This window comes from Rhodococcus sp. 05-340-2 (genome assembly GCF_002258915.1).
GTDB lineage: Bacteria > Actinomycetota > Actinomycetes > Mycobacteriales > Mycobacteriaceae > Rhodococcoides.
This window is the reverse complement of the sequence record NZ_NOYU01000005.1, coordinates 59711-71922: the sequence shown is the minus strand read 5'-3', so window position 1 is coordinate 71922 and position 12212 is coordinate 59711. Positions and strand designations below refer to the sequence as shown.

The 12212-nt window shown below is 66.2% G+C and carries 11 protein-coding genes; 2 read left to right on the top strand and 9 right to left on the bottom strand.

Annotated elements, in window-relative coordinates; translation table 11 throughout:
- Positions 1–3 precede the first annotated feature (3 nt).
- Positions 4–489 carry a PH domain-containing protein gene (locus tag CH271_RS00980; protein ID WP_094632150.1) on the bottom strand — a complete coding sequence of 162 codons (486 nt, stop codon included), beginning with the start codon at positions 487–489 and terminating at the stop codon, positions 4–6.
- A gap of 36 nt (positions 490–525) precedes the next feature.
- Complete coding sequence (gene crgA, locus CH271_RS00975) at positions 526–789, bottom strand: cell division protein CrgA (protein WP_032396997.1); 264 nt, start codon at positions 787–789, stop codon at positions 526–528.
- A 202-nt stretch (positions 790–991) separates the two neighbouring features.
- Here crgA and CH271_RS00970 point away from each other — a divergent pair, with 202 nt between their 5' ends.
- Both CH271_RS00970 and CH271_RS00965 read left to right on the top strand, forming a co-directional pair.
- A complete protein-coding gene (locus CH271_RS00970; protein ID WP_037195330.1) occupies positions 992–1738 on the top strand; it encodes a DUF881 domain-containing protein in 747 nt (248 codons plus the stop codon).
- A 13-nt stretch (positions 1739–1751) separates the two neighbouring features.
- A complete protein-coding gene (locus CH271_RS00965; RefSeq protein ID WP_094632255.1) occupies positions 1752–2393 on the top strand; it encodes an aminodeoxychorismate/anthranilate synthase component II in 642 nt (213 codons plus the stop codon).
- 16 nt (positions 2394–2409) lie between these two features.
- Here the strand turns inward: CH271_RS00965 and pknB are convergent, their stop codons facing one another.
- From pknB to CH271_RS00930, 7 genes are all read right to left on the bottom strand, one after another.
- Positions 2410–4350, bottom strand: a complete 1941-nt coding sequence (gene pknB, locus CH271_RS00960; protein ID WP_094632148.1) for a Stk1 family PASTA domain-containing Ser/Thr kinase — start codon at positions 4348–4350, stop codon at positions 2410–2412.
- A complete protein-coding gene (locus CH271_RS00955; RefSeq protein WP_094632146.1) occupies positions 4347–5708 on the bottom strand; it encodes a serine/threonine-protein kinase in 1362 nt (453 codons plus the stop codon). The genes pknB and CH271_RS00955 overlap by 4 nt, the downstream gene beginning before the upstream one ends.
- Before the next feature lie 6 nt (positions 5709–5714).
- Positions 5715–7199: a peptidoglycan D,D-transpeptidase FtsI family protein gene (locus CH271_RS00950; RefSeq protein ID WP_094632144.1), complete on the bottom strand. Its 1485-nt coding sequence runs from the start codon at positions 7197–7199 to the stop codon at positions 5715–5717.
- Positions 7196–8653 carry an FtsW/RodA/SpoVE family cell cycle protein gene (locus CH271_RS00945; protein WP_037195339.1) on the bottom strand — a complete coding sequence of 486 codons (1458 nt, stop codon included), beginning with the start codon at positions 8651–8653 and terminating at the stop codon, positions 7196–7198. Before CH271_RS00945 ends, CH271_RS00950 begins: the two co-directional genes overlap by 4 nt.
- Positions 8650–10089, bottom strand: a complete 1440-nt coding sequence (locus CH271_RS00940) for a PP2C family protein-serine/threonine phosphatase (protein WP_094632142.1) — start codon at positions 10087–10089, stop codon at positions 8650–8652. The genes CH271_RS00945 and CH271_RS00940 overlap by 4 nt, the downstream gene beginning before the upstream one ends.
- The gene (locus tag CH271_RS00935) at positions 10086–10550 is read right to left on the bottom strand and encodes an FHA domain-containing protein FhaB/FipA (RefSeq protein ID WP_037195344.1); all 465 of its coding nucleotides are present in this window, start codon (positions 10548–10550) and stop codon (positions 10086–10088) included. The genes CH271_RS00940 and CH271_RS00935 overlap by 4 nt, the downstream gene beginning before the upstream one ends.
- Before the next feature lie 168 nt (positions 10551–10718).
- On the bottom strand, positions 10719–12158 hold the full coding sequence (locus CH271_RS00930) for a DUF3662 and FHA domain-containing protein (protein WP_037195346.1): 1440 nt from the start codon (positions 12156–12158) through the stop codon (positions 10719–10721).
- Positions 12159–12212 lie beyond the last annotated feature (54 nt).

The following is a 12212-nucleotide window of genomic DNA, read 5'->3' as shown; positions in this document are numbered from 1 at the left end:
CGCTCAGGTGTTGCGTGGCACCAGCCCGTGGATTTCGAGTGCGTCGAATACGTCTCGCGGGTCGGTTCCGAGGTCCCATCGGCCGAAGATGATCAGTCTGTCGTCGTCTTCGCCGGGTGGTCGGATGTCGAGTTCGAGCATCGGTACTCGTCGGCCGAGTCGGGGGTATCGCACGATTTTGACGCGGACGATGTCGTTGCGGGTGTAGGTGCGTGTTCCGGTGAGGCGTTTCATCACCAGTGATCCGTCGTGGGTGATGGCCAGTCGCGGGCGTTGTGCGGCGGCGAGTGCGGCGGTGATCCACATTCCGACGGCTGCGAGGCCGACGAGGAATGTTCCGGCGGCGTCGGTGGAGGAAAATGCGGCGCCGATTCCGAGGGCGATTCCGCCCACGACCAGGGCTGCGACGGCGACGAGGGGCGTCGCCCACTGCTGTTCGTACACACCCTGTGGATCGTTCGTAGAGTTATCCACAGGGTTTATCCACATTGGGGATGAATGACATCGATGTAACTCGGTTGGCTCTCAGCGCCACCGCATGGTCATGACGAGTCCGACGACCATGAACCCGAAGCCGATCAGGAAGTTGTAGGCACCGAGGTTTCCGATGAAGGCGATGTCCTCGGAAGCCAGGTAGTAGACGATCAGCCACAGAAGCCCGACCAGCATGAATCCCAGCATCAGCACCACGTACCAGACCGGTGACGGCCCGGCGTTGACCTTGACCGGCGTGCGGTTCGCCGGGTTGATCGTGTAGTCGTTCTTCTTCCGTACCTTCGACTTCGGCATTGCTTCCTCTTCGCGTTCGTGACGGCCCGTGGCACTGCGGCCGTACCTGTGGACAACTGACGATCGGAACCTGTGGATCGGCGGATGCCGCGCATCCCCAGGCTAGTGTGACCTCGAGGACCGTGACGGTCACCGACCGGTTGCTGTACACGCTAACGCAGGTGAGCCCAGCACCGACCCACCGGACAAATTGCGAGCACCCGTGACACGACGATCGACTGCCCCCGCCGACACCCGCTGGTGGGTGCTCGCCGTTGCGGTGTGCGCTGTCGTCGGTCTGCTGCTCGGCACCACCAGGCATGTATCGGACGGCACCGAGTTGCGCGGCGGGGACACCACCAGGCTCGCAGATCTGGTCGACGCGGCTCAACGCAGCAGTGATGATGCCCAGCGGAGCCGGGACACGCTCGAGCAGCAGCTCGAGTCCATTCAGCAGCGCACTGCGACGGGGGACACCGAGGTCGCCGACGCGTTGGCGCGTGTCGATTCCCTGGCCGACGCGGCGGGACGCGAGCCCGCGTCCGGCGGGGGTCTGACCGTCACGATGGCCGACGCCCCTCGTGGTCCGGACGGCTCGTATGCGTCCGACGCGTCGGTCGACGATCTGGTTGTTCATCAGGTCGATGTGCAGAGCGTGCTCAACGCCTTGTGGGCAGGCGGCGCGTCGGCGATCGCGATGCAGGACCAACGGCTGGTGGCCTCGTCGGCTCCGCGCTGCATCGGGAACACCCTTCTTCTCGGCGGGCGGACGTACAGTCCGCCGTACGTGATGACGGCGATCGGGGATTCGGATCGGCTGCGCGCGGCGTTGAAGAACGAGCCGGGTGTGCGGTTGTACGAGCAGTACGCGTTGCGATACGGCCTCCGTTACGACGTCGCAGCGTCCGAGGACCTCTCGGTGCCCGCGTACTCCGAATCGGTGCGCATGCGGTATGCACAGCCTCGCTGAGTACGCTGTCCGCATGCGTATTCTCGTCGTCGACAACTACGACAGCTTCGTCTTCAACCTCGTCCAGTACCTGGGCCAGTTGAACGCCGATGTCGAGGTCTGGCGTAACGACGACGAGCGCCTCACCGACCGCGATGCGGTCGCGGGCCGGTTCGACGGAATTCTGCTCAGCCCGGGACCGGGCACGCCGCAGCGCGCAGGTGCCACGATGGATCTGGTCTCGGCAAGTGCTCGCACGAAGACGCCCCTGCTCGGGGTCTGTCTCGGTCATCAGGCGATCGGCGCAGCGTTCGGCGCAACCGTGGAGAAGGCTCCGGAACTGCTGCACGGCAAGACCAGTCTGGTGCACCATTCGGGCGTCGGAGTTCTCGAGGGCATGAACGAGCCCTTCACCGCCACTCGCTACCACTCGCTGACCGTCCGGGAAGACACGATCCCGGCCGAACTCGAGATCATCGGGCGCACCGAATCCGGTCTCGTGATGGCGATGAGGCACACCGAGCTACCGATTCACGGCGTCCAGTTCCACCCGGAGTCCATCCTCACCGAGGGCGGACACCGCATGCTGGCGAACTGGCTCACCGTCTGCGGGATGCCCACCGACCCCGGTCTCGTCGCCAAGCTCGAAGCTCAGGTCGCCGAAGCCTTCGCCTGAGCCGGCCTCGGGGCGGCTAGTTGCCGCTGGGGATTCCCAACGCCCCGATGCTCACGGTGATGGTGTCGGTCTTGCTGATCTCCGAGCCCGCCGGCTGGGTCTGGTTGACGACCCGGCCGACCATCAGTGGATCGAGCGTCGACTGCCTCGACGTCGACAGGTTCGACGCCGTTCCGGTCCATCCAGCCGATTCCAGTGCTGTCAGAGCCTGAGCTTCGGTGAGGCCGGAGAGGTCCGGCATCGGGATCTTGTCCCCGTTCGAGACGCGCAGCGTCACGACGGTGTTCTCGGCGACGTTGGCGCCACCGGCGGGGTCGGTCGAGACGACCTGCCCCACCGGCTGGCTGGAATCGATGTTCTGTACCTGGACGCGGAGCCCGGCACCCTCGACGTTCGGCTGCGCGACGTCGACGAGCTGGCCGACGACGTTGGGCATCCGTACCTGCGCCGGTCCCGAACCGAGCGTGATGCGAACCTGCGAGTCGGCGTTCATGCTCACGCCCGAGGACGGGTTCTGCTCGACGACCTTGTCGAGGTTCTCCGGCGTCGACGGCGCACGGGCGACGGTGGGATCGAGTTCGAGGCCCACCTCGTTCAAGGCGTCCGACGCCTCCTGTTGCGTCCGTCCGGTCAGTCGCGGCACCTGCACCTGCTGGGGGCCCGAGGAGACGTCGAGCTGGATGTCCCCGGGCGATTCGGTCTGCGACCCCGCGGCCGGGTTGGTCCCGATCGCCGATCCCTCCGGCACCGAGGCGTCGGGCTTCTCCTGCACGGTGACGCGCAGGCCGACATTCTCCAGCTCCCGTTGCGCCTCGTCCGAGGCCAGCCCGACGACGGACGGCACGGTGACGGACTTGGGATCCGCTCCCGGACCGAGGGACCACAGGAATGCTCCGACGATCGCGACGACGATGATCGACGCCGCGGAGATCAGCGCGATCTTGAGGCCTCGACGGTTCCTGGGTCGATCCTCGGGTTCGCCGTGCCTCGACGCACCGGGTGCGGCGGCGACGGCGGCGGGTTTGTCCGCGCCGGAGAAGTCTGCCTGCCGGGAATCGACCGATCCGAGAATCGTGGTGCGGTCCTCGTCGTTCATCACCATCGGGGCGCTCGGCCGTTGACCTCCGAGGACACGGACCAGGTCGGTACGCATCTCGGCGGCGCTCTGGTAGCGGTTGGCGGGGTTCTTGGCCATTGCCTTGAGGATGATCGAGTCGAGTTCGCGCGGCACCGTGTCGTTGACCAGCGACGGCAGCTGAGGATCCTCGCGCACGTGCTGGTAGGCGACGGCGACCGGTGAATCACCCTTGAACGGGGGCTCGCCGGTGAGGATCTCGAACAGCACACATCCGAGGGAGTAGACGTCCGATCGAGCGTCGACCTGTTCGCCGCGTGCCTGCTCGGGCGAGAGATATTGAGCGGTTCCGATGACGGCTGCCGTCTGGGTCATCGGCGACGAGGAATCTGCGATGGCGCGCGCGATGCCGAAGTCCATCACCTTCACCGCGCCTGCGTTGTTGATCATGATGTTCGCGGGTTTGACGTCGCGGTGCACGATTCCGTTGCGGTGGCTGAAATCGAGTGCGGCACAGACGTCGGCGATGACCTCCATGGCCCGACGCGGCGCCATGGGTCCTTCGGCGCGCACGATGTCGCGGAGGGTGTCGCCGTCGACGTATTCCATGACGATGAACGGGAGCGGACCGGCTTCGGTCTCGGCTTCACCGGTGTCGTACACGGCGACGATGGCGGGGTGGTTCAGTGCGGCCGCGTTCTGGGCTTCGCGTCGAAACCGCAGGTAGAACGTGGGGTCGCGAGCGAGATCGGCGCGCAGAACCTTGATGGCGACGTCGCGGTCGAGCCGAGTGTCACGTGCCAGATGAACCTCGGACATGCCGCCGAAACCGAGTATCTCGCCCAACTCGTAGCGAGAGGAGAGCGTACGGGGAGTCGTCATGGTTGTCCTCGAGGATCTTGCTGGGATGGAATCTCGATCAGCGGCCGTCTCGTGGTCGTCTGCGTGGGCTGTTCCGAGGTCGTCGTGGTTTCTTCGGTGGTCGTCGGCTCCTGCGTAGTGGTCGTCGTGGTCGTGGTGGTCTCTTCGGTGGTGGTGGTTTCTTCGGTGGTCGTCGTGGGTTCGGTCGTTGTGGTCGTGGTGGTGGTCGGCTGCGTGGTGGTGGTGGTCGGCGGCACGAACGGCGTCGGCGAGTCGTCCCTGCCCCCGGTCAACAGCACGTATCCGCCGATGAGGATGGCGAGAAGCAGCAGTCCGGCACCGCCCCAGGCGAGGGCCTTCTGCGCCGACGACATTCCGGTGGCCTCGGGCACTGCGCCCGCAGCCGTTCCGGTGGCCGGTCCGCGGTACTCGCGCTGCGACGTCGGCATCATCTGGGTGCTCGACGGCGCAGGGCTGGGTACGACGCCCGGCATCATGACCCTGCCGGTGCCCGTACCGCGGGAGTTTCCGGGTGCAGGCGGGCGACGGCCGGCCCGGACCGCGGCGACGGCGTCGGCGAATTCGCCACCGTTGGCGTAGCGCGCGGCCGGGTCCTTGACCATCGTGATCTCGATGAGTTCCCGCACGGCGGGGGGCAGGTCGAGCGGCATGGGGGCCGGCATCTCGCGGACGTGCTTCATGGCGACGGTCAGCGCTCCGTCGCCCACGAAGGGCCGCGTGCCCGCGAGTACTTCGTATCCGACGACTCCGAGCGAGTAGACGTCCGAAGCCGACGTGGCCTCCTCGCCGAGTGCTTGCTCGGGGGCGATGTACTGCGCTGTGCCCATGACCATTCCGGTCTTGGTCACCGGGGATGCGTCGACGGCCTTGGCGATGCCGAAGTCGGTGATCTTGACCTGCCCGGTGGGGGTGATCAGGATGTTGCCCGGCTTGACGTCGCGGTGGACGACGCCTGCGGTGTGTGCAATCTGCAGGGAACGGCCGGTCTGCTCGAGCATGTCGAGGGCATGGCCGAGCGGCAACCGGGGCATCCGACCCAACACGGCGTTGAGCGGCTCACCGTTGACCAGTTCCATCACCAGGTAGGCCAGTGATTCGCCCGCGCCGTCGCGGGTCTCGCCGTAGTCGTAGACCCCGGCGATTCCGGGGTAGTTCAGCTGCGCGGTGGTGCGTGCCTCGAACCTGAAGCGCTGCAGGAACTCCGGGTCCTCGGAGAACTCGGCCTTGAGTACCTTGACCGCGACACGGCGATCGAGGCGGTTGTCCATTGCTTCCCACACCTGACCCATGCCGCCGGTGGCGATGAGTCGCAGCAGTCGATAGCGCTGCGCGATGACAGCTCCGTTGCTCAATGGCACGTCATGTCACCTCCCCTGCAATGCGGCTGCGATGACGGCGCGGCCGATGGGTGCGGCCACGGATCCACCGGTCGCGGCGAGGGCGCGGTCGCCGCCATCCTCGACGATGACGGCGATGGCGACCTTGGGGTCGTCGGCGGGTGCGAATCCGATGTACCACGCGTGCGGCGGGGTGTTGCGCGGGTCGGAACCATGTTCTGCGGTACCGGTTTTCGATGCGATCTGTACCCCGGGGATCTTGCCCTCGCCGCTGGTGTTGTTCTCGGAGCCGATCATCAGGTCTTTCAGCGTCGCCGCGGTGGTGGAGCTGATCGCCTGGCCCATGGCCTTGGGCTGGTAGCTCGACAGGTCCGACAGGTCGGGAGACTGCAGCTGCTGCACCAGGTTCGGGGCCATTCGCACACCGTCGTTGGCCACGGTGGCAGCGATGACGGCGTCCTGCAGCGGGGTCAGCGCCACGTCGCGCTGGCCGATGCTGGATTGACCGAGGGCGGCGTCGTCGTCGATGGGTCCGATGGTGCTGTCGGCGACGGTGAGCGGAATGGTGGTGTTCTCACCGATGCCGAACGCCGCCGAGGTCTCGCGCATCTTGTCCACCCCGGTGTCGATGCCGAGCTCGACGAAGGCGGTGTTGCACGAGCGTGCGAAAGCTTCTCTCAGCGTTGCCGTCTGGCCGCCGCCGCACGTCGAACCGTTGTAGTTCTCCAGCGTTGTCGAGGTTCCCGGCAGCGTGATGTTCGACGCGGCCGTGAGTTGATCGTCCGGTGTCGCGCCCGCTTCGAGTGCGGCTGCGGTGGTGATCACCTTGAACGTCGATCCGGGTGGGTAGGTCTGCGAGATGGCCCGGTTGACCATCGGCTTCTCGGGATCGTTGCTCAGGTTCTCCCATGCCGCGGTGGTGGTGCTGCCATCGTGGCTGGCCAGCAGGTTCGGGTCGTAGCTGGGGGTGCTGGCCATGGCCAGGATGTTGCCGGTGGCCGGGTCGAGGGCCACGACGGAGCCGGTGTATCCCTTGGCGGTCAGCTGGTCGTAGGCGACCTGCTGAACGACGGGATCGATGGTGGTGACCACGTTGCCGCCGCGGGGATCTCGGCCGGAGATGAGGTCGAACAGTCGTCCGCCGAAGAGCCGGTCGTCGGATCCGTTGAGTACGGGGTCCTCGGCGCGTTCGAGGCCGCTGCTCGAGTACAGCATCGAGTAGTAGCCGGTGATCGGCGCGTTGGCCTGCGGGCTGGCCGGGGAGATCGAATTCTGGGGGTAGGTGCGCAGGTACTTGTAGCGGTCTTCGGTGGGGACCGAGGATGCGAGCACCTGGCCGCCTGCCGAGATCTGACCGCGCTGGCGTGAGTACTCGTCGAGCAGCACTCGTGAGTTTCTCGGGTCGGTGCGCAGATCGTCGGCCTTGATGACCTGAAGGTAGGTGGCGTTGGCGAGCAACGCGACGACCATGACCATCACGGCGATGGACACGCGGCGCAGGGGAGTGTTCATGCGCGCTTCACCATCTCGGTCGGTGCCTCCGCGATGGGCGCCGCCGGGGCGGGCTTCTTCTTGGGCTTTGCCGGCTCACGGGCTGCGTCGGAGATCTTGATCAGCAGCGCGAGGAGCAGGTAGTTGGCGAGAAGCGACGATCCTCCGTAGGACAGATACGGCGTGGTGAGGCCGGTGAGTGGGATGAGTTTGGTGACGCCGCCGACGACGACGAACAGCTGGATGGCAATGGTGAACGACAACCCCGCGGCCAGCAGTTTGCCGAAGCTGTCGCGAACGGCCAGCGCGGTACGCATGCCGCGAATGATGAACAGCAAGTACAGGATCAGGACCGCGGTCAGGCCGATGAGGCCCAGCTCTTCGCCGACCGTGGCGATGATGAAGTCCGTCTTGGCGAACGGAACCTGGGACGGGCGACCACTACCGAGTCCGGTGCCTGCCAACCCGCCCGTGGCGAAGCTGAACATCGACTGGACGATCTGATAGCCGGTGTCGTTGTAGTCGTCGAACGGGTGCAGCCAGGTGTCGGTGCGGATCTTGACGTGGCCGAACACCTGGTACGCGAACAGGAACCCGACGAGCAGCAGCCCGAAACCGATGATCAACCAACCGACGCGTTCGGTGGCGATGTAGATCATCACCAGGACGGTTCCGAAGATCAGCAGCGACGTGCCGAGGTCCTTCTCGAACACCAGCACGCCGACCGAGACGATCCAGACGACCAGGATCGGCCCCAGATCGCGCGCTCGCGGGAAGTCCATGCCGAGGAAGTGCTTGCCTGCGACGGTGAACAGTTCACGCTTGGCGACCAGCAGCGATGCAAAGAAGATGAGCAGCAGGATCTTCGCGAACTCGCCGGGCTGAATACTGAAGCCGGGCAGCCTGATCCAGATCTTCGATCCGTTGACCTCGGAGAATGCCGACGGCAGCATCGCCGGGATGGCCAGGAGAACCAGTCCCGCGAGTCCGACGGTGTAGCCGTAGCGAGCCAGGGTGCGGTAATCGCGCAACAGCACCAGCAGGGCGACGAAGCCGGCGATGGCCAGCGTGGTCCACAGCACCTGCTGATTGGCATCGGGCGACGGAATGGGGTTTCCGAGATATTGAGCCTGCTGCTCGTCGGCCAGGTCGAGGCGATGAATGAGCACCAGACCGAGTCCGTTGAGCAGCGCCACGATCGGCAGCAGCAGCGGATCCGCGTAGGGCGCGAAGCGTCGCACGGCCAGGTGCGCCACTGTCATCAGCGCGAGATACGCGACCGCGTATTTCGCCAGATCCCAGGTGATGGTCTGTTCCTGACTGGCTTCGACCAGTACCAGCGAGATCGTGGTGATCAGGACGGCGGCCCCGAGCAGAAGCAGTTCGACGCCGCGCCGGTTCGATTGAATCGGTGCTGGCGCGAATCCTTCGGGCGGACTCGGAAAGGACCCTCCCGCGGACGGATTGGAACTCATCGAGTACCGGTCCTGCAGTTCTGGCCGGGAATCTGCGGAACCGTCGGTGTCGGTGCCGCTGTGGTCGTCGGTGCTGGTTCCGCAGTGGGTTCGACCGTGGGCGGCAGCGGTGCCGCGGGCGGCGGGATGATCGCCGTCGTAGTCGGTTCGACGGTCGTGGTGACGACCGGCTCGGTCTCGCAGACCTGAAGCAGGTCCCCGGAGGCCAACCGCTCGACCTGGCCGCGCGCATCGTCGAGAGATCCCGACGGCAGGCCGGCCGTGACCTGCTCGCGTGCGGCGGGCAGAAGATCGTCGATCTCGAACGGAACGCAGTCCGCCGGAGCGGCATCCGGCGCGGTCAGCGTGACGGCTCCGTCGTCGTCGAGGCAGCCGATCAGCTCGACGCTCTGCAACGAGTAGCCGAGTACCGAGCCGGGAAGCCCGCGCAGCACGGTGACCTTGCTGTTGTCGGCACCGACGTAGTAGTTGCCCTTGATGATCGAATTGGCCACCAGCGCACCGATTCCCGCCAGCACCACCAGGGTCAGGGCAATCAACGTCCAGCGCAGCTTGTGCGACTTCTTCTCGGGCGTGACGACCGGTGCGGTGACGCGTTTGGGCGTCGTACGCGGTGGCCGCATCGCTGCGGCGCGCCCTGCTGCGGTGTTGGGCGGAGGGGCGTCCTCCTCGTCTTCGGTGCTGGCGGCACCGCCGAGGATGGGGTGGCTCTGTCCGTAGTCGAGGTCGATCACGTCGGCCACGACGACCGTCACGTTGTCCGGACCGCCACTGCGAAGCGCGAGTTCGATGAGACGATCTGCGCAGGGCCCCGTCTCGCCCTCGTTCATGGTGTTCTCGATGGTCTCGTCGCTGACGACGTCCGAGAGGCCGTCGGAGCACAGCAGGTATCGGTCACCCGCACGTACTTCCCGAACGGTGAGCGTCGGCTCGATCTCGTTGCCGGTGAGGGCACGCATGATCAAGGAGCGCTGCGGGTGTGTGTGCGCCTGCTCGGCTGTGATGCGGCCCTCGTCGACGAGGGACTGAACGAAGGTGTCGTCTCGGGTGATCTGGGTGAGCGAGCCGTCGCGCAGCATGTACGCGCGCGAATCGCCGATGTGTACCAGTCCGATTCGCTTGCCCGCGAACAGGATTGCGGTCAGCGTGGTTCCCATGCCGTCGAGCTCGGGTTCGTCCTCGACCTGATCTGCGATGGACGCGTTGCCTTCGCGGGTTGCTGCTTCGAGCTTGCCCAGCAGATCCTCGCCCGGCTCGTCGTCGTCGAGATGAGCCAGTGCGGCGATCATCAACTGTGAGGCCACTTCACCGGCAGCGTGACCGCCCATTCCGTCGGCCAGCGCCAGTAGGCGAGCGCCGGCGTACACGGAGTCCTCGTTGTTGGATCGAACCAGACCGCGATCACTGCGGGCGGCATAGCGAAGGACGAGGGTCACGGGCGCAACTCGATCACGGTCTTGCCGACGCGGACAGGGGTTCCCAAGGGGACGCGAACGGCGGTGGTCACCTTCGCGCGGTCGAGGTAGGTGCCGTTGGTCGAACCGAGGTCCTCGACGTACCAATCACCGCCGCGGGGCGAGATGCGCGCATGCCGCGTCGACGAGTAGTCGTCTGTCAGAACGAGAGTGGAGTCGTCCGCGCGTCCGATGAGGACGGGCTGCGTGCCGAGCGAGATGCGCGTTCCGGCGAGACCGCCCTGGGTCACCACGAGGTACTTGGCCACCTTCTGCTTGTTGAACGACGGAAGAACTTTCGAGCCGCCGGAGTAGCGAGCAGGCACTCGCATGCCTGCGGCCGCGTAGATGTCACTGCGCAAGGTGCGAAGGACGGCCCAGACGAAGAACCACAACAACAGCAGGAAGCCCGCCCTTGTCAGTTGCAGAATCAATCCCTGCACGACGATTCACCTCCTCCTTCGCAATCGACCTGCATCCCGCCCACGCACAGAGCCGCGGCGCGGCAGACATGGTTGCCTCGCAGCATCATAGGGTGAAGCAGCTCGTGTGGACGACATACGGGTGGACGAGAGTGCGAGTCGAACCCCCACCCGAGCCCACGAGGATCGTCAGACGATCCGGACCAGGATTTCGGAGTGGCCGGCCCGAATGACGTCGCCGTCGGCCAATTGCCAGTCCTGCACCGGGGCACCGTTGACGGTGGTGCCGTTGGTGGAACCGAGATCGGAGAGCATGGCCACGCGGCCGTCCCACCGGATCTCGATGTGTCGACGCGAGACGCCGGTGTCGGGGAGTCGGAACTGTGCGTCCTGGCCCCGGCCGATGATGTTCTGACCGTCACGGAGCTGGTAGTAGCGGCCGCTGCCGTCCTCGAGCTGCAGCGTCGCGGCGAGCGCCTGACTCTGACCTGCGTACGAGGCGGGCTGGTCGTAGCCGTACCCGTCGCCGCGGTCGCCCGCGCCCTGTGGGTAGCCACGACCGTAGGCGGCCGGAGCGGGCGGGTAGTCGTAACCGGGCTGCTGGTAGCCCGGCTGCTGGTATCCGGCGGCCTGGGGCTCGGCGTACCGACCGGCCTGGTCGTTGTACGCCTGCTCCTGGTAGGGGGCCTCGGAGTACGCAGCACCCTGCTCGGCGGCGTTGTAGTCGTAGCCCTGGCCGTTGTAACCCTGTGCGTCGTACGCCTGGCCGTCGTACCCCTGCGCGTTGTAGGCCTGTGCGTCGTAGCCCTGGTCCTGGCCGCCGGGCGCGCCGTAGGCGTGGGGGTCGTAGCCCTGTTCCTGGCCGGCTGCGCTGTAGGCCTGACCCTGCTCGGGGTACGGCTGCTCGTCGTAACCGCCGTTGTACGCCTGCTGGTCGTAGCGCGGGTCGTGATCGGCCGGTGCGTAGGCCTGAGCGTCGTACCCGTTCTGCTCACGTGCGTTCTGCTCACGTGCGGGGTAGCGCGGATCCTGGCCACCGGCGTAACCGTTGCGCGCGCGCGGATCGGGACGATGACCGTCCGCGGGGTCGCGCTGCGGGTCGTAGCCTGGGTTCTGCGTCATGTGGCCGGCTCCTGGTATCGACATCGGTGGGGCAGACGGTCGCTGCGTAGCTGAAGGGACGGGACTCGGTGCTGCTTGTGCCGACGCGCCCTGCTGTGCGGACTCGTTCCGCGCAGCAGTCGCCGATCGTCCCACATCGGGATCGACCGAGCCACTGGCACGGAACTGCCCGGTGTGAAGGGTGGGTGACGGCTCGAAGCGAACCACCACGTCGCCGTAGGTCTGCCAGCCTTGATCGCGGATGTAATCGTCGAGGTGGCGCGAGAACGCCTTGACCGTGAGTGCTCGGTCACCGGCGAGCTCGTCGTGGTCCGAGCTGTTGATGGTGATGACGTAGCTGTTGGGTGCCAGGAGGTGCCCGCCCTCGAGGGGCCGAACCAGATCCGACGCCTCCTGCTGAAGCGCTGCCTCCACCTCCGCCGGTACGACGCCTCCGCCGAACACGCGGGCGAAGACGTCGCCGACAGCGCCTTGGAGCTTGCGCTCGAAACGTTGAACGATGCCCATCGTGACCCCTCCTCTCACTGTGTTCTTCCACCGTGTGGTGCCTGCTGGTGTGCA